This is a genomic window from Litoribrevibacter albus, assembly GCF_030159995.1.
Taxonomy (GTDB): Bacteria; Pseudomonadota; Gammaproteobacteria; order Pseudomonadales; family Litoribrevibacteraceae; genus Litoribrevibacter; species Litoribrevibacter albus.
The window spans coordinates 83911-106867 of sequence record NZ_BSNM01000006.1 but is presented as its reverse complement, the minus strand read 5'-3'; the positions used below and the strand labels follow the sequence as shown (position 1 = coordinate 106867).

The following is a 22957-nucleotide window of genomic DNA, read 5'->3' as shown; positions in this document are numbered from 1 at the left end:
TTCAAAGATCTAAGCTTTGAAACGTTCAAACGCTAATACGTCTCTACTATCTACTTGTCTTAATTTGGGGTGGCTCCAGTCAGTAACCTCACCCAAGCCTAATACCAAAATACCGCCAACTTTCAAACGTTCAGACAGTCGATTTACGACTTCTTTCCGGCGCCATTTTCTAAGGTATATCAACAAATTCTGACAAAAGATGATATCCATATCGCGTATTGGAACACGATCAAGATCCAGAATATTAACTCGCGCAAAGCACACTCGGTCTGCAATGCGTTGTTTAATTTTTATTGTGTTGTCCAGCCTGTCAAAGCAGTGATGATAATGGTCAGGAATCCAATCGGCTTTTCTGGCTTTGTAGATTCTAAGTTTGGCACTGCTGATGGCAGATAAACTAATATCCGTTCCTATCACACCGTAGCTAGCCATGTGTTCACTCTCTGTTAACACTTTCTCGGCCAACATCGCCAAACTGTAACTCTCTTCGCCACTCGAACATCCCACACTCCACATCTCTATTGACCTTGTTCGTTCTGACGAATCAACAAGCTCTTTAAGATAGGTTTCGATAAAGGAGTATGAATCAAGATGTCGAAAGAACTGGGTTTCCTGAACCGTTAAGGTATCGATTAATTCTGACCATTCCTTAATGCCATTTCGTTCATTAGTCACATACTCCAGATACTGTTCATAATCATGAATATTATGCAGTTTCATTCGGCGATTCAGACCGCCCTGAAGATATGTTCTTAAATGGTCAGCTAATTGAAGCCCTGTTCTCTGCTCGATAAGCGCACGCCATTGCTCATAGCTTTGGTCATCAAACTGACCAAACATCGTATTCTGAAGCCCATTACCTCTATCGGCTTCGTCTTTACTAGACATGCGCGATTGCCATTCCTCTTATTGCCAGACAACAAACCCAGGTTAAACCTGGGCGTGTTCTTCCTCGACAGTCGGAACCAACTCAGAATCTGGAAGCTTAAAGCCTGCCACTGATTCACGAAGGTGGTTCGCCAATTCAGCCAAGTTACCAATAGACTTCGCGGTTGCAGTTGTACCAGACGAGGTCTGAGAAGTAATTTCCTGAATCACGTTCATCGTGTTTGAGATATGACCAGCAGATGACGCCTGCTGACGAGCAGCATTCGAAATGTTCTGAATCAAGTCTGCAAGGTTCTTAGATACTGTCTCAATTTCTTCCAGTGCCACACCCGCGTCTTGTGCCAAGCGAGCTCCGGTCACCACCTCAGAAGTGGTTTGTTCCATTGAGATAACAGCCTCGTTGGTATCGCTCTGAATCGCTTTTACCAAAGATTCGATCTGTTTGGTTGCCGCTGCAGAACGTTCCGCAAGACGTTGAACCTCGTCCGCAACCACCGCGAAGCCTCGACCGGCTTCACCAGCCATCGATGCCTGAATCGCAGCGTTAAGAGATAGAATGTTGGTTTGGTCAGCAATGTCGTTAATCAGAGATACGATATCACCAATTTCTTGTGAAGATTCACCCAGACGTTTGATACGTTTCGATGTTTCCTGAATCTGCTCACGAATCGTATCCATACCATTAATGGTATTTTGTACCACTTCAGCACCTTTGTTCGCGATCGCAACCGATCGCTCCGCCACCGCAGATGACTCCGCAGCGTTCGCTGATACCTGGTCAATGGACACCGCCATTTCGTTAATCGCCGCCGATGCACCCGCAATTTCCTGAGCCTGGTGCTCAGAAGCTTCCGCCAAATGCATTGCCGTTGCCTGTGTTTCTTGAGCAGCTGCCGATACCTGTACCGCAGTCTCGTTAATCGCAGATACCAGACCACGCATCTGGTCGACAGCGAAGTTGATGGAGTCTGCAATTGCCCCGGTGAAGTCTTCAGTTACCGTTGCCTGAGTGGTTAAGTCACCATCTGCAAGGTCAGCAATTTCATCCAGTAGACGTAAAATAGCGGTTTGGTTCTGCTCATTACTTTCAGCTTCTTCCATACGCTCTTTTTCAGATTCTTTATATACAACGTAACCATATCCTGCACCACCAACGAACAGTGCAATCAAACAGATGTATACACCCATTGCTGTTTTGAAGAATGGACGATCATCAGAAAGAGTTTGGAAACGTAACGCCAGTTCTGAAGTAGATTTCAACAAATCTTGGGAGTCGATAAAGATTGAATTTGCTGCTTCACGAACGTGGAATAAGTCAGGAGAGTTATCAAGAATTTCGTCAACGCTACCGCTTACGAATTCAAACAGGTCAGAAATTTCTTCAAGGCTGTAAACCGCTTCTTCATCTTCAACCTGGGAAATGTTCATTGCAACATTGCCTTCCAGCATGCCACTTAGCACACGACCAAATAGGCTGGCATCACGACCGAAGTTATCTGCAGCAAGTACCGCATCATCACCACCAGCAAGTACCTTGTTCACACTACGAACGATACGTTCTGCTAACAGCGATTGTTTCTGAGCGATTACAACCTGCTCTGCCGGTGCATCTACTTCCAGCAAGATCTCAACAACTTCTTCGTATTCGATCTGTAATTGCGGAATGGTTTCGTTCAATGTCGCGGCTACTTCATGAAGCGTCAATACAACTTCTTGCGAATCAAGGATTTGGTCAGCGTTATCACGAACACGCCCCCAAACTGATTTCAACGCATCCATTTCAGCCTGCACTGAATCGGGGCTAGGAGGTAAATCCACCTCAGGATTCCCCTGAAGCAGGTTATTCCAGTGACGCTCAAACGCTTGACGGGTCATTTGCAGCTGTGTAAACGCATCTTCCTTACCGCCCGCAGCTTCCGTTGAGTTCTTTGCAATCGCCTGGGAAAGTACTCGTAACTCACCCGCGTTTGCAATGTATTCTTTATCTCGAGCGCCTTCTACCGTTTGAATCCATGAGGTAACAAATAGACCAATGACCGCTAAGATCATTAGGACCACAGATCCCCCCATTAATGGATTTTCGAACAGCTTATTGGCATTAATACCACCTGCTACTTTCATGCTTCGGACTCCCAGCCGCATTTCTTATTCTTACAAGTTAGTATCCAAGCTGCTAAACAGCCACTTGAACAAATTCCTGATCCTGAGCCAGCTTAAATAAACTTATTACTGTCCACAGTCGATCGTCCCTCGGAAACTCCCCCAAAACGTATGGGCGAACCTCATCTATAATCTCTGTCGTCGATTTTTGAAACTCATCCGATGCGAAGTGCTGCATCCCCATCACTTCATCAACAATCAGTCCGGCCAATATGCCTTTGTAGTCAACAACCAATACTTTTCTTGCCCGCATCAATTTATTGGAGGTCATTCCCAAATACGACGCAAAATCCATAATAGGCAGCAAACGTCCCCGTACATTTGCAATCCCTTTAACCCAAGGTTTTACACCTGGAATTTGAGTAAAACGAGGTACATCCAATACCTCGACTACTTCACCTAAGGGAGAAAGGAAACGTCCACCTGCAATTCGAAAAGCCACACCGCTCCATGTTTTCACGGCTGCTTCTTGCGCAGGCAAACCCGCTGCATGGTTTCGACTCTTTGCAGCAAGTTCCTGTAAGATTTTAAATGGATTCATTATATGTCAGGTTATTGTTGTTCTATGATGTGAAATTAATCGTCTAAAGGCTCACCAGCTAACGCTTTATTTACAGTCGTCATTAGCAAGTCTTCTTGCACTGGTTTCACTAGGTAACCTTTAGCGCCTTGACGTTTGCCCCACACTCGATCCGTTTCCTGATCTTTAGTGGTTACAATAATTACCGGGATATGAGCGGTCTCACCACCTTTTGACAATTGACGTGTAGCCTGAAAGCCATTTAGGCCAGGCATAACAATATCCATCAAAACTAAATCCGGTTGTTCTTGTCTTGCCAGTGCCACACCATCGGCACCGTTTTCAGCATTTAATACTTCATGACCATGCTTTTCTAAAATTGTTGTAAAAGCATAAGTTTCGGTTGGCGAATCATCAACGATCAATATGCGCGCCATTCTATTCTCCAGTTCTATAAAGACAATTCAGTTCTTACTAGTCTTTCTTGAGATGTGCTTTAATCGCACCAAGCAGTTCGTCTTTACTGAACGGCTTGGTTAGATACTCATCAGACCCCACGATGCGGCCTTTCGCCTTGTCAAATAGGCCATCTTTACTCGATAACATGATGACAGGGGTTGATTTAAATGCGCTGTTGTTTTTAATCAGAGCACACGTCTGATAGCCATCAAGACGAGGCATCATGATATCCACAAAAATAATATCAGGGTGGGTATCAGCAATTTTTGCCAGAGCATCAAACCCATCTGTTGCAGTCACAACAGTACATCCAACTTTTTTAAGTAGAGTTTCAGCAGTGCGACGAATGGTTTTACTATCGTCGATTACCATTACTTTCAAACTCTCAAAGTTTTCATCCATAATTCGGCCTTTTCTACCGTTCGCAATAATTCTTGTTTTAGCCGCGAAAAGGCTCCCTTTTTTATCAGCGAGCCAAGAAACACTAACTGGTCAGTTGTAACATAGAACTAAAGTTTAAATCCATATTAATTAAAGCTCTAATCCTCAGAATTACAAAAAAACACATCTATGCTGAAATTAAAACGAACAAAAACTCCAACTATTTACTCTAAGTTCAAGATTATTTTAGCTATTTAGTCACCTAATCATAGGCGATAAAGGTTATATTTAAAGGCGCTATAAAACAGTACAATAGCCCGCACTAAACTTTTAAGGCACAGTATCCAAATGACTATCAAACTCGGCATCGTAATGGACCCGATTCAGTCCATCCACTACAAAAAAGACACCTCCCTTGCCATGTTATGGGCAGCTCAAGATCGCAACTGGGAACTTTTTTATATGGAGCCTCAAGATTTGTATCTTGAAGATGGCCATGCCAGAGCAACAGTCAAATCGCTAACTGTATTCCGATCCGATCAGAAATGGTTCGAATTCAACAGCACTCAGGACATAGAACTATCCGAACTGGACGTCATCCTGATGCGTAAAGACCCGCCTTTTGATAATGAATTCATCTATGCGACCTATTTATTAGAGCGAGCAGAACAGCAAGGCACACTGATCGTTAACAAGCCTTCAAGCCTACGGGACTGCAACGAGAAGATGTACGCTACGGCATTCCCTCAGTGCACACCTCCGCATCTGGTTTCCAAAGATGCCCAACGATTAAAAGCCTTCCACCAAAAACATCAGGACACCATCTACAAACCCCTTGATGGTATGGGCGGTTCATCTATTTTCCATGTAAAAGAAAAAGACACGAATCTGTCTGTAATCATCGAGACACTAACCAACCACGGACAACAACAAATCATGGCACAAAAATACCTGCCTGAAATTGTCCAGGGCGATAAACGAATTCTGATGATTAACGGTGAGCCTGTTCCTTATTGCCTCGCTCGAATTCCGGCAGCAGGTGAAAGCAGAGGCAATCTTGCCGCTGGCGGAAGCGGTGAAGTGAGACCACTAAGTGATCGTGACCGTTGGATTTGCAACCAAGTCTCCGATGAACTTAAACGCCGTAAGCTATACTTTGTAGGATTAGATGTTATTGGCGATTACCTGACAGAAATTAACGTCACCAGTCCGACCTGTTTGCGTGAAATCAGTAATGAGACGGGTATAGATATCGCAGGACAACTCATGGACGTTATTGAAGCCGAACTTGATTCGAGAAAATAACATTCTTAGGCCAGCCGCTATTTCACAGCGGTTGGTCACGACTTCAGTTATTGACGGAAAAGTTGTCGATTAGTGTCACAATTCAGCCAGAACTCCTTGCTCGATGCGTCTAAGCACGTTAACTTTACCCCTTTATCATTAAGCAGTTAAAGTTTTATCACGATGCATGCGGGTTCATTAAACAGCAACGGGTTACCATCTGATCATTCGACAAATAATCAGCCTCAGACACCCCAGCAAATAACACCTAAGATTTCGTCTTCCGATCGTCTTGGTTTTACCGTGTTCATGGCCATTGCGTTACACCTCATCGTGATCATGGGCATCGGTTTCGAAGCATTAAAAACCACCAACAAGCCCACCACTATCGAAGTCACCCTAGCCAAGTTCGAACACCATAAAGAGCCAGACGATGCAGACTTTCTAGCTCAGATGAATCAGCTGGGCAGCGGCCAGCCTATTGAAAAAGCCCAACAACTCACGACCACCGAACAAGCAAAAATCCAGGCACCGAAGGTCAATAAAACTTCACCAACCATGGAAGCGCTTCAGCCCTCAGAAGTCGATCAACAAGAACAGGAAGCGGTAGTTGCAACTCAAGCGCCTCAACGCCTGACCACTAACAAAGACAGTCTACCCGTTCCAAAGCCAGAACAACCTAAGTCAGCAAAGCGTCTACTACAGCGCTCTCTGGAAATCGCCAGCTTAGAAGCCGAATTGGATTACCAACAAAAAGTATTGACCCGAAGTCCAAGGATTCGCACCATCACAACCACCTCAACAAAGCGGGCTTCTGACGCCTATTATGTCAAGGCCTGGCTCGATAAAGTGGAGCGTATAGGCAACCTTAACTACCCCGAAAAAGCTCGACAGAAGGGAATTTTCGGCGATCTTAGACTTCTGGTATCTCTGCTACCCAATGGCGCCTTAAAAGAGATTCGAGTACTTGAATCCTCCGGCCATAAAGTACTTGATGATGCCGCAATCCGAATTGTTCGCTTAGCCGCACCCTTTGCACCGTTCCCGGATGAATTAGCAAAAGATACCGATGAATTGGAAATCATTCGAACCTGGCGATTCCAAAAAAACAATGTTCTTTCGCAGTATTAGACCTATAGTGATAAATAGAATCACTTCGGAGTCATTATGGATAGTTTGAGACATCATTTCTTAATCGCTATGCCCCATCTTCAAGGTGACATATTCACTGGCTCCCTAACCTACCTCTGTGAACATAATGAAGAAGGCGCACTTGGCTTGATTATTAACAAGCCATTGCCCGTTAAGCTCAGTGAGATCCTGCTCGAACTGGATGTATACCCCAGTCTGGAAAGTGAAAACACCCCAGTACTAGCCGGCGGCCCGGTCAGCACCAACCAAGGCTTCATCCTTCACAACGATTCCGATTTTATCTCTAACTCACTAAGAACCGGCCCAGGTACTTACCTGACGACCTCTAAAGAAATGCTGATTTCATTAGCGGAACACAGAGGTCCAAGCAAATATCTGGTCACACTAGGCTATGCAGGATGGGATGCAGGACAACTGGAGGAGGAGTTGTCCAATAACGTTTGGCTAACTTGCCCGGCACAATCCGACATTCTGTTTGATCTTGATATCGAACAAAAACTGCACGCAGCCACCAAAACCCTCGGCATCGACCCGGATCAGTTAAGCTCTGAAGCCGGTCACGCATAATCCCCCTGTTTTAATCTCAAGGAACCACCACTTCATGCCCGACATCAAACACGCCTTGTCTTTTGATTATGGTATTAAACGCATTGGCGTCGCCGTAGGCCAGACCATTACAGGAACGGCCTCACCACTTCCTCCGCTGAAAGCCAAAGACGGCATACCCAATTGGCAGGAAATTGAAAAACTGATCAAAGAATGGAAACCCGATATTTTATTAATCGGACTTCCACTGAATATGGACGGCAGCGAAAGTGAAATGTCAAAACGGGCCCGAAAGTTCGCCAATCGCTTACATGGGCGTTTTGGAAAACCGTTCGAATTAGTCGATGAACGCCTGAGCAGTGAAGAAGCAAAGTACGATTTCAGAGATCAGGGAATCTACGATTTTGGCGAGAACTCGGTTGATGGTATGGTCGCCAAAATCCTATTTGAAGACTGGTGTGATCAGCAAGCATAGCGACACAACCCTGACGTCAGGGTTGCAATAAAGCGATATTAACCATAACTCCAGCAAGAACAGGTAGCCAATTAACTGGCTACCACTACCTCTTTACTGAACGATTTTTCACAATACTTACAACGCATTTTGACCACCGAATCGCCCGATTCTGCACTGGTCTTATTGCTGATATAGAAAAAACTTTTAACCGGCTCGTTCAATGAAATGCAGTTGGTATTCGGGCATGAGAAAACCCCTTCCAACGTATCCGGTAACTGCATGGTAAACTTGTTTACCACCTCATAATCATCAATCACATTAATGGTCGCTGACGGAGCAAACAAGGCTAATTGATGCGCCTCATCCTCTGTAAACATACGACCTTCCACCTTGATGATGTCTTTCAGGCCGTGATTTTTACTCGGTAAATTCATCCCGACAGTGATACGCTTTCCGGCCGATTCCAAATGCAATCGCTTCAAGATCCGAATCCCCTGACCCGCAGGAATATGATCAATCACAGTACCCTGCTGAATCGCCTCAACTTGTAACTTCTCAGACATTTCGATCTCTCCTACTCAAACTCAGGTTTCAGCACTAAGGCCAGCAAGGCTTCACGGGCATAAACACCATTCTCGGCTTGCTGGAAGTAATAGGCGTGCGGAGTATGATCCACATCTACCTCGATTTCATCTACACGCGGTAACGGGTGCAACACTTTCATCGTTGATTTCGCATTGGCCAACATACTCGCTTTCAGAATAAATTTTGAGGCCACGTGCATGTATTCTGTCTGATCAAAACGCTCTTTCTGAACACGCGTCATGTAGAGAATGTCGCACTCAGGAATAACCGCTTCTAAATCATCAGACTGATGCAAAACCACGCCTTTCTCTTCAAGGTCTTCAACAATGTAGTCAGGCATGGCAAGTGCAGACGGCGCCACCAAATAAAACTCGCAGTTAAATTTGGACAACGCCTGAGCCAAGGAATGCACAGTGCGGCCATATTTCAGGTCACCCACCAAAGCGACTTTCAAGCCATCCAAGGTGCCTTGAGATTCGTAAATGGTGTACAGATCCAACAAAGTCTGGGTTGGGTGCTGGTTGGCCCCATCGCCACCATTGATCACAGGTACACTAGAAAACTCGGAAGCCAATCGCGCAGCGCCTTCCTGAGGGTGGCGCATAATAAAAGCATCGGTATACGAAGAAATCACCTGCACCGAATCGGCCAAGGTCTCACCTTTCTTTGCCAGAGAGGTATTTCCCGCATCATCAAAACCAACCAAAGAACCACCCAAGCGCAACACAGCCGTTTCGAAAGACAAACGAGTTCGGGTCGAGGCTTCAAAAAAGCAGCTGGCAATTACCTTACCTTTCAGTAAATCCGGCTCTGGCTGTTGCTTAAGACGCGCCGCTGTTTTGATGATTAATTCAATATCTTCACGAGAGAGATCCGATATGGATACGATATGCTTCTGATAAAGAGGATTTGTCATATTAGTAGCACCAGCCATCACTAGGTTAAGCCATCAATGTCCGTCGAATTTACATTTAATAAACACGAACTGGCAGGCAAAAAAAAGCCTCTGACAATGTCAGAGGCTATAAAAGGAATCCACAGTAGGCAGAAAACACAAACAAACGGTACCAATTCGACTCACAATCATCATGATCACATTCCGTTCCTGCCCAAATGAAGCCATCACCACAATAGCTTCATGCATAAACCGGCGCGAATTATACACACAGTTAGTCATGAATCAAGCGATATGCATCATTCTCTGCACAAAAAACAATCAAAAGTTAATAATACTATTTTCTGTTACCTTCGATGATAATCATCATCGTCCAAGGTTAGACCAGAGTTTGAGTTCATCATCTGGTCCGGGTCAGCGTCCGCACCCATTTTAATCATCAGACGAAGGTCATTAGCTGAGTCTGCATGAGACAAGGCATCGGCATAGGTAATCTCGCCCTGACTATACAAGTCATAAAGCGCTCTATCGAAGGTTTGCATACCCTGTTCTGTAGAACGGTTCATTAGTTCTTTCAGCTTATGCACTTCACCTTTACGAATTAAATCCGCAGCCAACGGCGTATTCAACAGCACTTCCACCACCGCACGTCGACCTTTTCCGTCCGGTGTCGGAACTAATTGCTGAGCAACAATCGCCTTTAGGTTCAAAGACAAATCCATCCAAATCTGGCTGTGTGTTTCTGGCGGGAAGAAGTGAATAATTCGATCCAATGCCTGGTTAGCATTGTTTGCGTGAAGCGTTGCCAAACATAGGTGACCAGTTTCCGCGAAGGTTACTGCGTAATTCATTGTATCCTTCGTCCGCACCTCACCAATCATGATGACATCAGGTGCCTGACGTAGCGTATTTTTCAGCGCTACCTCAAAGCTTTCGGTATCGAGACCCACTTCACGCTGGGTAATAATGCAACCTTGATGCTGATGGATAAATTCGATCGGATCTTCGATAGAAATAATGTGCCCTTTGCTGTTCTTGTTTCGATGACCAATCATCGCAGCCAAAGAGGTGGACTTACCGGTACCGGTTGCCCCCACAAAGATAATCAAACCTCGACGTGTCATCGACAGCTCTTTAAGAACTTCCGGCAAGCCCAGGCTTTCGATGGTAGGAATCTGAGTTTCGATTCGACGCAGCACCATCCCGACCAAGTTACGCTGGTAGAAGGCACTCACACGGAAACGACCAATACCACGAGCACTGATCGCGAAATTACATTCGCGCTGCTCTTTGAACTCTTTACGTTGGGTTTCCGTCATCACACCAAGTACGGTTTGACGCGTCTCTTCAGGGGACAACGGATTCTTGGTTAAAGGGGTCAGTTTCCCGTTTAACTTCACACTTGGAGGAATGCCCGCAGAAATAAATAAGTCAGACGCTCCGTTTTCCACCACGTATTTTAAGAGTTTTTCAATTTCCACCAACACTACCCGTTACTTGATCCTCAATTTCACCTTTCATCATTGAAAGGCCTGTTCAGCACTCACCTATCACTTAAACCCAACATAATAGGCAGTACCGACATATCCTGATTAGAAATTATCCGGCATCTTCGCTTTCTCACGAGCGGACTCAACCGAAATAATATTCTTCTGTAATAAGCCTTGTAAGCACTGATCCAGTGTCTGCATGCCCAATGAGCCACCCGTTTGAATTGCCGAGTACATCTGCGCAACTTTATCTTCACGAATCAGGTTACGAATCGCAGGTGTACCAATCATAATCTCATGTGCGGCCACACGGCCACCGCTGACTTTCTTCATTAACGTTTGTGACACTACCGCCTGTAACGACTCGGAAAGCATTGAACGCACCATGGATTTCTCTTCTGCCGGGAATACATCCACGATCCGGTCAATGGTTTTGGCCGCTGATGTGGTGTGCAAGGTACCAAACACCATGTGACCCGTTTCCGCCGCAGTCAATGCCAGACGAATGGTCTCAAGGTCACGCATCTCACCCACCAGAATGATGTCCGGGTCTTCACGAAGAGCCGAACGTAATGACTCATTAAAGCCCAAGGTATCACGGTGAACCTCACGCTGGTTTACCAGACAACGCTTACTCTCATGAACGAATTCGATCGGGTCTTCAATGGTCAGAATGTGCTTATATTTGGTTTCATTTAAATAATCGAGCATCGCAGCAAGGGTGGTGGATTTACCAGAACCGGTCGGCCCGGTCACCAAACACAAACCACGTGGCTGATCCGCCACCTTACGGAAAACTTCACCCATTCCGAGATCTTCCATCGTCAGCACTTTGGAAGGAATGGTACGAAATACCGCACCGGCACCACGGTTCTGGTTAAAGGCATTTACACGGAAACGAGCCACTCCCGGCACTTCAAACGAGAAGTCAGTTTCCAGGAACTCTTCATAATCCTTACGTTGCTTATCGTTCATGATGTCATAGATAAGCGAATGCACTTGTTTATGATCCATTGGCGGAACGTTAATACGTCGCATATCGCCATCCACACGAATCATCGGAGGCAAACCAGCCGACAAGTGTAGATCCGATGCACCTTGCTTTGCGCTGAATGCCAACAGTTCCGTAATATCCATGCAACCTTCTCCAAAACGTCTCGTTCTATAGCAACAATATTTATAACAACACTCTGAAACTTTGTAATACTTACGTGTAGGACAATATCAAAAAACGTCTACAATTTAACGACCCACTTCAAAAAAGCATTAACTTTTTTCAAAATCGAATCAAGCACTTAAATTACAATTCTTAACATTTACATTAATTAACAAGCCTAAGAATCCACTTAACCACTAGAGTTTTTTAATATCGACATTAATATTAGGCGTAACTTTAAGGTTTGTCTTAGCCATTTTCAGATATTACAACTCCGACGACAGATACCATGACCCAACTTGCCGACCGTTTTCACGCCATAACATCTCAAATCAATACCATTGATCGCCCACTTGGGCAAAGCGTTCACTTATTAGCTGTCAGTAAGACACGTACCAGTGACGAAATTAAAGAAGTACACCAACTGGGTCAAAAAGCCTTCGGTGAAAATTACATTCAGGAAGCTACGGACAAAATCCAACAACTGAAAGATTATGATATCGAGTGGCATTTCATTGGCCCGCTGCAATCCAATAAGTCACGACTGGCAGCCGAACATTTTGATTGGGTACATACTATCGATCGCTTGAAAATAGCTCAGCGATTGAGCGACCAACGCCCCCAGGATATGCCGTCATTAAATGTCTGCATTCAGGTCAACATTGATCAGGAAGAAAGCAAATCAGGTTTTCTCGCACAAGAGGTCATCGAAGCTGCACTGAAGATCAATCAATTACCTCGCTTAACTTTACGAGGGTTGATGGCCATCCCTAAAGCCACCGATGATCCTGAGCAGCAAAGACTGAGTTTATCCAGAATGCATGACCTGTTTACCTCAGTAAAAGCAGCCTTATCAGAACAGAATCAGCCTGCTGAAGCATTCGATACGCTATCGATGGGCATGTCAGGCGATATGGAGACTGCTATACAGTGCGGGGCAACTATCGTTAGAATTGGCACGGCCATTTTTGGTCCAAGACCGGCCAAAACGAAATAATCATTAAAGACATCATCAATTTAAGAAGGATCTCCCATGAGCACTCCAAGCATTGCATTCATCGGCGCAGGCAACATGGCATTCAGTATTATTGGAGGATTAATCAAGCAAGGGGTTGATCCAAAGAAAGTGTGGGCCACAAACATCGACCAGGAGAGTCTGAATAAGCTTGAGCAAGAGTTTCAGGTCAATACCACCACGGACAACCATCAGGCTATTTCGGAAGCGGATGTGGTGGTTCTCTCGGTTAAACCACAAGTGCTTAAATCGGTCGTTACCGATCTTGCCGAGACATTAAAGCAGAACAACCCACTGATTATTTCCATTGCCGCAGGCATCAAAGCCGAGACGCTGCAAGATTGGATTGGTCAACCACTGGCCATCGTACGATGCATGCCAAATACGCCGGCATTGCTGCAATGCGGCGCATCCGGTCTGTACAAAACAGCTGAAGTCACTGATGAACAAGCCAACGTTGCCGAAACATTGATGAATGCTGTAGGTATCACGCTGTGGGTTCAAAATGAACAAGGCATCGATGCGGTAACCGCCGTTTCAGGCAGTGGTCCGGCGTACTACTTCTTATTTATGGAAGCGATGCAACAAGCTGGCGAAGCATTAGGACTGGATGCAGAGACCGCCAAACAGCTGACCTTACAAACAGCACTCGGTGCAGCTCGAATGGCCATAGAAAGTGATGATGCTCCTTCCGAACTAAGACGCAAAGTAACGTCCCCAGGGGGCACCACAGAGCAAGCCATTCAAACTTTCCAGAAAGGCAATCTGGAAGCACTGGTTAAACAGGCAATGCAAGCCGCATCGGATCGATCAGAAGAATTGTCAGAAATTCTTGCAAAATAATTGAGTCACCCCCATTAACCTAACGGGCAATGAGAAAGCAGGCGTTGATCATTGCCCTACTGTATCGCATCCCATATGATTCAGGCGTGCGTTACGTTAAATGGATAGGACAATCAAGTAAGAGGACATCTCGTGACAGGCCCATTAACCGAAGTCGCCCTATTGCTCATCAACACATTTGTAAGCCTTTACGTATTAGTGATCTTGCTGAGATTCCTACTGCAAGTAGTGAAAGCAGATTTCTACAATCCCGTTTCCCAATTTATTGTAAAAGCCACCAACCCATTATTGGTTCCTTTGCGTCGAATTATTCCCGGTGTCGGTGGAATTGATGTAGCGTCATTACTGCTGGCCTGGATTGTTCAATTGGTTGGCATGGGCCTCGTCTACACATTACTGACCGGTGGTCAGTTCCCCCCAATTTTGTACCTCTGCGCGTGGGCCGTGTTAGCTATCATCCAGACAGTATTAAACATTTATCTGTTCTCAATTCTTATCATTGTGATCTTGAGCTGGATTGCGCCGCAGAGCTACAACCCAGCCGTATTACTGCTTCATCAACTGACCGGACCAGCACTGTCTCGCATTCGTAAAGTCATGCCTGACATGGGCATGCTGGATTTATCGCCTATCGTGGCTTTCCTACTTATCCAAGTCATTGAAATCTTTGTGCGACACCTCGCCGCGTCAGTACAACTTCCAAGTCAGTTAGTGCTTGGTTTATAAGCCCTTCTTACTGAGCCAGAAGCCCCCTGCTTCTGGCTTATTCATCTTAATATCTGACCTCGTTTAACCGTCTATCCCGATTTTCTACCAATACGACAGGAATTGTTACTCGCCCGAGGGAATTCTGTTGCGCTATACCGTTCGTCGGATCATACTTGAGCGTTTACCATCGACATATCTGTACAATAAATAAACAACTATTCTAACAAGCTAGCAGTATTACGAGGATTGGGTTCATGGCACACAACGAATTCACCACCCAGGTAGGAAGCCACTGGGCTTGGAAACAGTCGTTAGTTGAAAGTATTGGACGTTACGAAGCCTGGTTAAAACAGAATCAGTTACTCACAGAAGAAGCCAATTCACGTCTTCAGGAAACCATTACAACACTGGGCCAAGAAGACATTCTTATTGCCTTTGTGGGTGAATTCTCTCGCGGCAAGACGGAACTGATTAACGCGCTGTTTTTTGCCGACTATGACCAGCGCATTCTGCCTTCAAAAGCAGGCAGAACCACAATGTGCCCGACTGAAATTTTCTATGATCGTAAAGAAAGTCGCTGCTATATCAAGCTACTGCCCATCGAAACCCGCCAAGCAAGCAGCAGCATGTTAGAACTGTCTGAATTAGGTGACTGGTGGCATGAGATCCCTATCGATCCTTCGCACCCGGAAGCCATGGCAGATGCACTCAAGCAAGTTTCCAAAGTAAAGAGCGTTCCACCAAAACAAGCCAGAGACCTGGGCTTCGATCCTGAACATCTTGAGAAATGCCCTGAAACCCAGGGGATGGTGATTATTCCTTGCTGGCGTCACGCCATCATCAGTATCCAACATCCGTTACTGAAAAAAGGCCTGCGCATTCTGGATACTCCAGGACTGAACGCACTCGGTTCAGAACCTGAACTGACCCTCAAAATGCTCCCGAAAGCCCAAGCGGTTGTATTCGTGCTCTCCGCCGACACCGGCGTTACGGCCAGTGATATGGAAGTTTGGGAAACCCACATTGGTTCATTGCCTCAATCCAAATACATGGTGAAGTATGCCGTGATGAACAAGATTGATGCACTGTGGGATGACCTTGACGGTCCGGATTCAGTAAAACAAGCAATCAACCATGTCCACAACAATACGGCCCGAATTCTTCAGCTTAACGCAGAAGACATCATGCCGCTTTCCGCTAAACAAGGGCTCATTGGTAAAGTAAAAGGGAACAAAGAACTCTTAGAGCAAAGCGGCATCCTGCAACTGGAGAAAGCGTTAGCCAACCGCCTGGTTTCGACCCGTGAACACATCATCCGAAACCAGATGCTCAAAGATATTACAGCAATGGCGTTAGCGAGCCGAGCAACAGTTTCAGGGCATTATCAGATGCTGCACGACCAACTTGAGCAGTTGGAAAAAGCACCTGATCAAACCAAAGAAATCCATCGCCTTAATGATAATCTGAAGCGTGAATACGGCATTTACCAGAAGAAACTGCTGACCATTAAATCCAGCAAATCCCTGGTGAAGCAACAATGGCGAATTCTTAACGAAAAAGCGTCCACTAAAGTGCTGAATACCGCCATTCTTGAAGCCCACCATAAATTGTTGGGCAGCTGGAGCACCATAGGCATGGGGCGGGCAATCGAACGCTTCTTCCTTCATATTTCAAACGAATTGCAACACTTTCATAAGGAAGCGGAGCTGGCTAACCGCATGCTGAATGGCATCTATGGTCGGTTCGAGCAATCAGGAGACCGAATCAAAGCACCAGAGATTGATTCAGAGCGCTACATCAAAGAACTGGATAAGCTGCATCTTCAGGCGGACAAATTCCGTACTCACCTGAAAACCATTCTGACCGAACAGCACATTGTAGTGAAACGCTTCATCGGCACCTTAGTGAATCAGGTGAAAGAACTACACAGTGAGCTTCGCAATGAAATCAACCATTGGCCAAACGAAGCGATTCGCCCCTTGGTTCAAAACACTCATGAACACAAACGTATTCTTGAACAGCAAATGATGCGTTTTAAAGAACTGATCCAAACCGGAAAAACGCGCCAGCAGCAAAAGGCGATCACCGAGAAAATGCTCAAAGAGTTTGAAGATAACATCCGTCAGATTGATGCCATCTGTAAAGACATTCAAATGCCGGGTCAAAACAAGCCAAGCAAAGTGATTGATCTTCAATCCGCCAAGAGCAAACTACAGGCGGGGTAACGCCTCGCTTTCTCGTCACCTCACTGACGCACCTCAACGCACCAAGCGATTGAGGTTTCCCCAAGCGAGGAAAGAGTTGAACAGGGCAGTCTCTCCGTTTAGACTGCCCTTTCTATATTTTTTCCTAAAAACAAAGTCTTATGCCAACAGAAATCCCAGAGAATTCAGTAGGAATTGTAACGCCTCAAGTCTATTCGTTCGATGAACCCCTAAAGCTGCGTTCAGGACAAGAATTACCTGCGTACGATTTAATGGTAGAGACCTATGGCACCCTTAATGAAGACGCCTCCAATGCTGTACTGATCTGCCATGCGCTAAGTGGCGACCATCATGCAGCGGGATACCACTCTTCCGAGGACAAAAAACCCGGTTGGTGGGACAGTGCCATTGGCCCTGGCAAACCGATCGATACCAATCGATTCTTTGTGGTGGCCCTGAACAATTTGGGGGGCTGTGCCGGTAGCACAGGCCCTACATCAATCAATCCGGCCACAGGCAAACCCTATGGCTCAGACTTCCCTATTTTTTGTGTGCGAGACTGGGTCAATAGTCAGGCACGATTGGCCGATCGCTTAGGAATTCAAAAATGGGCCGCTGTCGTTGGTGGTAGTTTGGGCGGCATGCAAGCGCTTCGCTGGTCAATTCAGTACCCGGAACGAGTGGCTCACTGTGTTGTTATTGCCTCCGCGCCGAAATTGACCACCCAGAACATCGCGTTTAACGAAGTTGCTCGCCAAGCCATCGTCAAAGATCCGGAATTTCACGATGGCTACTACCTGGAAAAAGACACCATTCCAAAAGGCGGTTTAATGCAGGCCAGAATGCTCGGTCACATTACCTATTTGTCGGATGACGGCATGGCCTTGAAATTCGGACGCGACCTCAAATCAGGTAAGCTGAACTTCAATTACGATTCAGAGTTCGAAATTGAAAGTTATTTACGTTATCAAGGTGAACGCTTCTCCGGCCAGTTTGATGCCAACACCTATCTGTTGATGACCAAAGCACTGGATTATTTTGATCCGGCGGCAGCCTTTGATAACAATCTGGCAGAGTGCTTAAAACAGGCGCAATGCAAATACATGGTGATGTCGTTCAGCACCGATTGGCGTTTCTCTCCTAAACGTTCAGAAGAGATCGTCAATGCCTTAATGGAAGCAGACAAAGACGTCAGCTACGTAGAAATCGAATCAGACAAAGGTCACGATGCGTTCCTATTACCGATACCGCGATACATGCAAGTCTTTGATGCCTTTATGAATCGAGTTGCCAGTAACCAAGGACTGATCTAACCCGGATCACTATTCGTTCGTTTGAATATACAGAGATACCCATGACAGACACCAAGCTGAGAGCTGACCTGGACATCATTGCCAACTGGATTCAACCCAAACAACAAGTGCTGGATTTGGGTTGTGGTTCAGGGCTGCTACTGGATCATTTGATCAAGACCAAAGGCATTACAGGCTATGGCCTTGAGATTGAAGAAGATGCGATTACCGAGTGTATTCGTAAAGGCATTAACGTGATTCAGCAGGACTTAGACAAAGGGCTGGATAACTTTGAAGATCACAGCGTCGACACCATTGTCATGACCCAAGCAGTTCAGGCCGTTAAACGCCCGGATTTACTGTTGGATGAAATGCTTCGAGTGGCGGACGAGGCCATCATCACCTTCCCAAACTTTGGTCACTGGAGCTGCCGCTTTTACTTGTTGTTCAAAGGCAGAATGCCAATGTCTGAAGCCTTACCATTCAGCTGGTACGACACACCAAATATTCACCTCTGTACATTCAAAGACTTTGAAGCTCTCTGCTATGATAAAGGAATCAAAGTTGTTAATCGCACCGTGGTGGATAACGAACTCAAAGACAGTTGGGCAGTAAGACTATGGCCTAACATGCTCGGTCAGGTAGCTATCTACCACATCACTAAGCGTTAGGAGTCTGTCATGAACGTCTATCAATTTCTCCAAACTCATCGCTCCCGTTTGATTCAATACCTGACCATTGGTTTTGCATTACTTTTTGCTTCATTAAGCTGGGCTGAACAGAAAATCACCGTTGGTGATTATGAAGTGCATTACAGCGCCTTTAATAGCTCCTTCCTACAGCCTAAGGTCGCCGAAAGCTATGGCATTCAGCGTTCGAAATATCGCGGCGTAGTAAACATCACCGTCCTCAAGAAAGGGGCTGATGGCAAGACGACACCAGCCAGAGCCTTTATCAAAGGGAAAGTGAAGAACCTGATTGAACAAACCAACAACCTGAACTTCCGCCCGATCATAGAGAGTGATGCCATTTATCACATTGCTGAGTTTAAGATCTCTTCGGAAGACACTCTGACTTTCAATCTGGACATTCAACCAGATCCGAATCAACCGGCATTTCCTCTGTCCTTTAGACAAGCGGTATACCCCGAGTAACGCCTATTCAGAGCAACGTCTATCTAAAGTAACTTAGGCCAGGAGCGACAACCCGTTATGACCCAAAAGATTGTATTAGCGAGCAATAACCAAAGAAAGATAAAGGAATTAAGTCGTATTCTGGCCGAGCTCGATATCGAAGTATTGCCAATGAGCCACTTTGATATCGAGTCCCCCGAAGAAACCGGTACTACCTTTGTTGAGAATGCCATTCTGAAGGCGCGTTATGTGGCCGAAAAAACCGGGCTACCAGCGTTAGCCGACGATTCAGGTTTATCTGTTGATGCACTGAATGGCGCACCTGGGGTGTACTCTGCTCGTTATGCCGGCGAAAACGCTACCGACGAGGACAACAACCAGAAGCTTCTTGATGCAATGGTTCAGCACCCGGAAGAGCGTGCAGCACACTTCCATTGTGTCCTTGCGTTCTTTAGACATGCAGAGGATCCAACCCCGATCATTTGTGATGGTGTATGGCATGGAGAAATCCTGCAAGAACCGTTGGGAGATAATGGTTTTGGCTACGACCCGTTGTTCTGGGCACCGGAAACTCAAACCAGCTCTGCACAGTTAACCCCCGAGCAGAAAAACACCCTGAGTCATCGAGCCAAAGCGCTGGCCGAGTTCAAGCTTAAGCTAGGCGCCTATCACCACTCATAACCTAATTTAGGACGCCGTGCATGACTTAGAAATCAAAGTAACACGGCGTTAACACTTCGACGAAGTTAGAGTTCACCAAAAAACTCGACACATCGTTCCAACTGAGTCTTTTGATAACGATCCAATTGACTGAACTTCAGTCCATAAATAAATCGACCGTCAGTGTCCCCCGCAATCCTGACGACCTTAGCCTTGAGGCTGACCGGTTCTTGCTGGCTGTAATCTTTAATGTCCCGACTAGGCATCCGAAGTTGCAGCTCAACACCTTGATCTTGCTGAAGTTCCAGCGGTAAAGAAATTCGCATCCCTGACAGGCTGACATCCAAACAGAAACCATCCACCAAACTGCGATTATGCAGCAATTGCACAAGCAGGTTACTGTTTGCCCGAGGGTGGGTTCGTCGATCATCATCCAAAGAAGAGTCTTGCGTTGCCGCGCAATGAGAGAACGTAAAGCCTTCCAGCATCGCCGACATATCATTCGTCAGGCGGTATAAAGATTCACTGATATTCGCCGTATTCGACACCTTGGTGTTGTTCTGTTCCAAACCGCCAAGCAACTTATCCATCGCCGTTTCAAGTTCACTGAAGGTTTTCAGTTGTCGATCACAACTGTTTTCAATCTCTTCCGCATTAGACGCCGAGGTTACGGCACCACTCTCCATGACAGAGATATTTTCAACCATACCTTCAGATTGATCGCTGTTCTTTCTGACACGCTTAACCACTCGTGTCATCGTCTTAGTCACGTCACCCACATGCTCTGAGAAGTTTTCAATAATTTGATTAATTTCCCCGGAAGAGGTGGTCGTTTTTTCCGCTAACGCTCGCACTTCATCCGCCACCACAGCAAACCCGCGCCCTTGCTCACCGGCTCGGGCGGCTTCAATCGCCGCATTAAGTGCCAACAAGTTCGTTTGCTCAGCAATGTCCCGGATACTGCCAACAATCAGCGCAATCTTTTCGGCCGACTGATTCAATTCTTCGACTTTCAACGAGGCATCTTCAATCTGATCACTCACCTTCGCCAAGTCATCTATATTTGCTCTTAGATCTTTCATCCCGGTGATCGCGGAACTTCGAGCTTCACCAGAAGTTTCTCGTGACTGTATTGCCAAATTCATGACCTGATCTGAAATCTGATGCATCTCTCGAATGACATTAGCGACACTTTCAAAGTTGTGATTCTCTTCTCGACCAATACTCGCAATTTCCTGAGACACCAAAGAAATTTGGTAAGCCGACTGCTTCATGTAGGAAGATCCTGAGTCCACCTTCGACAGCACAGAATTCAGTTGTTCCAGCATTTGGTTAAACTGATTAACCAACACACCAATTTCATCTTGAGAGGTACTCTCCAGCGATTGGGTCAGATCGCCCTTACCTACCGCTTTAAGGCCTCTGATCAGTTCTAAAATCGGACGCACAAAAATACTGGCAACCAAGCCAATGACGGCGAACTGAATAGCAAACTCAATGCCCGACTCCCAAATTGAGTTAAAGATGTAGCTCTCTTTTTGCGCTAACAACGCATCAATCAAATCTTGAGGAGCAAGAAACTCTTCGGCCGTATCAATTGCTTTATTTAATTCCTGAGTCGCCATCCACCGATTAAAAATCGTGGTCAACATAGTGACAACGAAGAACCCCAGCTGAAGCTTCCAGCGTATACTGAGACGGGAAAACCATTTCATATTATTATCCGACTGCTTAATTAATTGTTAGAATTGCAGACTGGTCTGGCGTTCCGGGAACGGACATTCAACCAACCAAAATAAACCCCAGTTAACCCTATCGGCAAACCGGATGAAATCTTAATCACTGATGGGACTTATTCAGAAATCCCCTTATTTAATTCGAATTTAAGATTAACAGCCATCCACATCTAAGCAAGTATTCATATGACCACATCCTTACCACCGCTCAGCCTCTACATTCATACACCTTGGTGCATAAGGAAATGTCCCTATTGTGACTTCAACTCACATCAAATGAAGCCGGAAGAACTGCCCGAGAAAGAGTATCTAGAACGGCTGCTCTACGATTTGGAACAAGATCAAGCGTGGGCATACGAGCGACCTATTCAGAGTATTTTTATTGGCGGCGGAACACCCAGTTTACTGTCGAGTGACTTCTATAAAACGCTATTAAGCGAGCTTAGAAACTTTCATGCACTTGCAAACGATATAGAAATCACCATGGAAGCCAATCCGGGTGCAGTGGAAGCGTCGCGCTTCATTGGCTACCACGAGGCAGGCATTAACCGCTTGTCGGTTGGGGTACAAAGTTTTCAAAACGACAAACTTACACAACTGGGGCGAATTCATTCTTCAGAAAATGCTCAGTCTGCTATCAACGCGTTAAAGGCCGCTGGCTTTGAAAACTTCAATATCGACTTAATGCACGGCTTACCCGGCCAATCCCTGGATGATGCCCTCTTTGATCTCCAAACTGCCATCGAACTGGGATGTACGCATTTATCCTGGTATCAATTAACCATTGAACCCAACACCGAGTTTTACAGCCGACCACCTCAGTTACCGGAAGAAGAAACCTTATGTGACATCATTGAGGCCGGTCAGGCACTTATTGCCAAGTCAGGCTTTCAACAATACGAAGTATCGGCTTATTCCAAACCGGGCTACCCAAGTCGTCATAACCTGAACTATTGGCAGTTTGGCGATTACCTGGCCATCGGCGCCGGAGCACATGGAAAAATCACCCAACCCGATGGACAGATCTTCCGATACCGCAAAGTTCGCCAACCGAATCATTACCTGGACACATCACGCCTGTCGACGACCGCCGCGATTGAGCCCATCGAGCAAGAGGACATCCCGTTAGAGTTCTTGATGAATACCCTGCGTCTTACGCAAGGATTCCCCGCCGAGTTATTCCAAGCAGCGACTGGTGTCCCAATTGAGTCAATCCAACCCAAAATAGATCAGGCTGTCCAAGAAGGGTTGCTAGAAATAAATACACACTCACAGCAATCCATCATTGGGCCAACCATCAAAGGACGCATATATCTTAATGAACTGCTAGAGCGTTTTTTGGATTAAGGAAACGACGAGAAAAGAGAAAAGAGAAAAGAGAAAAGAAGACGGT

Annotated in this window: 23 protein-coding genes; 13 read left to right on the top strand and 10 right to left on the bottom strand. The window is 45.9% G+C overall.

The annotated features are described in order from the left end of the window. Positions 1-9: 9 nt before the first annotated feature. Genes QQL66_RS05330 through pilG form a run of 5 tightly spaced genes read right to left on the bottom strand, consistent with a single transcriptional unit; the run spans position 10 to position 4429 of the window. On the bottom strand, positions 10-888 hold the full coding sequence (locus QQL66_RS05330; protein ID WP_284379645.1) for a CheR family methyltransferase: 879 nt from the start codon (positions 886-888) through the stop codon (positions 10-12). Positions 889-930: 42 nt separating this feature from the next. Further along, positions 931-3009, bottom strand: coding sequence for a methyl-accepting chemotaxis protein (locus QQL66_RS05325; RefSeq protein WP_431356886.1), 2079 nt, complete (start codon positions 3007-3009; stop codon positions 931-933). A 52-nt stretch (positions 3010-3061) separates the two neighbouring features. Then, on the bottom strand, positions 3062-3589 hold the full coding sequence (locus QQL66_RS05320) for a chemotaxis protein CheW (protein WP_284379644.1): 528 nt from the start codon (positions 3587-3589) through the stop codon (positions 3062-3064). Positions 3590-3624: 35 nt separating this feature from the next. Next, positions 3625-4005 (bottom strand): twitching motility response regulator PilH, encoded by a 381-nt coding sequence (pilH, locus tag QQL66_RS05315; protein WP_284379642.1) that lies wholly within the window; start codon positions 4003-4005, stop codon positions 3625-3627. 37 nt (positions 4006-4042) lie between these two features. Further along, positions 4043-4429, bottom strand: a complete 387-nt coding sequence (gene pilG / locus QQL66_RS05310) for a twitching motility response regulator PilG (protein ID WP_284379640.1) — start codon at positions 4427-4429, stop codon at positions 4043-4045. A gap of 327 nt (positions 4430-4756) precedes the next feature. Between pilG and gshB the strand changes: the two genes are divergently transcribed. From gshB to ruvX, 4 genes are all read left to right on the top strand, one after another. After that, positions 4757-5713 (top strand): glutathione synthase, encoded by a 957-nt coding sequence (gene gshB / locus QQL66_RS05305; protein WP_284379638.1) that lies wholly within the window; start codon positions 4757-4759, stop codon positions 5711-5713. Between the two features lie 162 nt (positions 5714-5875). Further along, on the top strand, positions 5876-6823 hold the full coding sequence (locus QQL66_RS05300; protein WP_284379637.1) for an energy transducer TonB: 948 nt from the start codon (positions 5876-5878) through the stop codon (positions 6821-6823). Positions 6824-6859: 36 nt separating this feature from the next. Then, positions 6860-7411: a YqgE/AlgH family protein gene (locus QQL66_RS05295; protein WP_284379635.1), complete on the top strand. Its 552-nt coding sequence runs from the start codon at positions 6860-6862 to the stop codon at positions 7409-7411. Between the two features lie 34 nt (positions 7412-7445). After that, on the top strand, positions 7446-7865 hold the full coding sequence (ruvX, locus tag QQL66_RS05290; protein WP_284379632.1) for a Holliday junction resolvase RuvX: 420 nt from the start codon (positions 7446-7448) through the stop codon (positions 7863-7865). 71 nt (positions 7866-7936) lie between these two features. Here ruvX and pyrI read toward each other — a convergent pair whose 3' ends face one another. The 4 genes from pyrI to QQL66_RS05270 all read right to left on the bottom strand — a co-directional run bounded on the left by pyrI (position 7937) and on the right by QQL66_RS05270 (position 11954). Continuing rightward, positions 7937-8410 carry an aspartate carbamoyltransferase regulatory subunit gene (pyrI, locus tag QQL66_RS05285; protein ID WP_284379630.1) on the bottom strand — a complete coding sequence of 158 codons (474 nt, stop codon included), beginning with the start codon at positions 8408-8410 and terminating at the stop codon, positions 7937-7939. A gap of 11 nt (positions 8411-8421) precedes the next feature. Beyond that, complete coding sequence (pyrB, locus tag QQL66_RS05280) at positions 8422-9348, bottom strand: aspartate carbamoyltransferase (RefSeq protein WP_284379628.1); 927 nt, start codon at positions 9346-9348, stop codon at positions 8422-8424. Between the two features lie 326 nt (positions 9349-9674). Further along, positions 9675-10808, bottom strand: a complete 1134-nt coding sequence (locus QQL66_RS05275; protein WP_284379626.1) for a PilT/PilU family type 4a pilus ATPase — start codon at positions 10806-10808, stop codon at positions 9675-9677. Between the two features lie 111 nt (positions 10809-10919). After that, positions 10920-11954, bottom strand: coding sequence for a type IV pilus twitching motility protein PilT (locus tag QQL66_RS05270; protein ID WP_284379624.1), 1035 nt, complete (start codon positions 11952-11954; stop codon positions 10920-10922). Positions 11955-12262: 308 nt separating this feature from the next. Here QQL66_RS05270 and QQL66_RS05265 point away from each other — a divergent pair, with 308 nt between their 5' ends. The 8 genes from QQL66_RS05265 (at position 12263) to rdgB (ending at position 19849) form a co-directional block, all read left to right on the top strand. Continuing rightward, positions 12263-12970, top strand: a complete 708-nt coding sequence (locus tag QQL66_RS05265; RefSeq protein ID WP_284379622.1) for a YggS family pyridoxal phosphate-dependent enzyme — start codon at positions 12263-12265, stop codon at positions 12968-12970. Positions 12971-13006: 36 nt separating this feature from the next. After that, entirely contained in the window at positions 13007-13831 is an 825-nt protein-coding gene (proC, locus tag QQL66_RS05260; protein ID WP_284379617.1) for a pyrroline-5-carboxylate reductase, read from the top strand. Positions 13832-13963: 132 nt separating this feature from the next. Beyond that, the gene (locus tag QQL66_RS05255; protein ID WP_284379615.1) at positions 13964-14557 is read left to right on the top strand and encodes a YggT family protein; all 594 of its coding nucleotides are present in this window, start codon (positions 13964-13966) and stop codon (positions 14555-14557) included. Positions 14558-14793: 236 nt separating this feature from the next. Next, positions 14794-16764 carry a dynamin family protein gene (locus QQL66_RS05250; protein ID WP_284379613.1) on the top strand — a complete coding sequence of 657 codons (1971 nt, stop codon included), beginning with the start codon at positions 14794-14796 and terminating at the stop codon, positions 16762-16764. Between the two features lie 140 nt (positions 16765-16904). Beyond that, on the top strand, positions 16905-18056 hold the full coding sequence (gene metX, locus QQL66_RS05245; RefSeq protein WP_284379611.1) for a homoserine O-succinyltransferase MetX: 1152 nt from the start codon (positions 16905-16907) through the stop codon (positions 18054-18056). A 56-nt stretch (positions 18057-18112) separates the two neighbouring features. Then, on the top strand, positions 18113-18706 hold the full coding sequence (gene metW, locus QQL66_RS05240; RefSeq protein WP_284379822.1) for a methionine biosynthesis protein MetW: 594 nt from the start codon (positions 18113-18115) through the stop codon (positions 18704-18706). Positions 18707-18715: 9 nt separating this feature from the next. Continuing rightward, complete coding sequence (locus QQL66_RS05235; RefSeq protein ID WP_284379609.1) at positions 18716-19189, top strand: DUF4426 domain-containing protein; 474 nt, start codon at positions 18716-18718, stop codon at positions 19187-19189. Positions 19190-19246: 57 nt separating this feature from the next. Continuing rightward, entirely contained in the window at positions 19247-19849 is a 603-nt protein-coding gene (gene rdgB, locus QQL66_RS05230) for an RdgB/HAM1 family non-canonical purine NTP pyrophosphatase (RefSeq protein WP_284379607.1), read from the top strand. Between the two features lie 65 nt (positions 19850-19914). Here rdgB and QQL66_RS05225 read toward each other — a convergent pair whose 3' ends face one another. Then, on the bottom strand, positions 19915-21543 hold the full coding sequence (locus QQL66_RS05225; RefSeq protein ID WP_284379605.1) for a methyl-accepting chemotaxis protein: 1629 nt from the start codon (positions 21541-21543) through the stop codon (positions 19915-19917). A gap of 207 nt (positions 21544-21750) precedes the next feature. On the opposite strand from QQL66_RS05225, the gene hemW reads away from it, so the two are divergent. Further along, entirely contained in the window at positions 21751-22911 is a 1161-nt protein-coding gene (gene hemW, locus QQL66_RS05220) for a radical SAM family heme chaperone HemW (RefSeq protein WP_284379603.1), read from the top strand. The last annotated feature ends 46 nt before the right edge of the window (positions 22912-22957 follow it).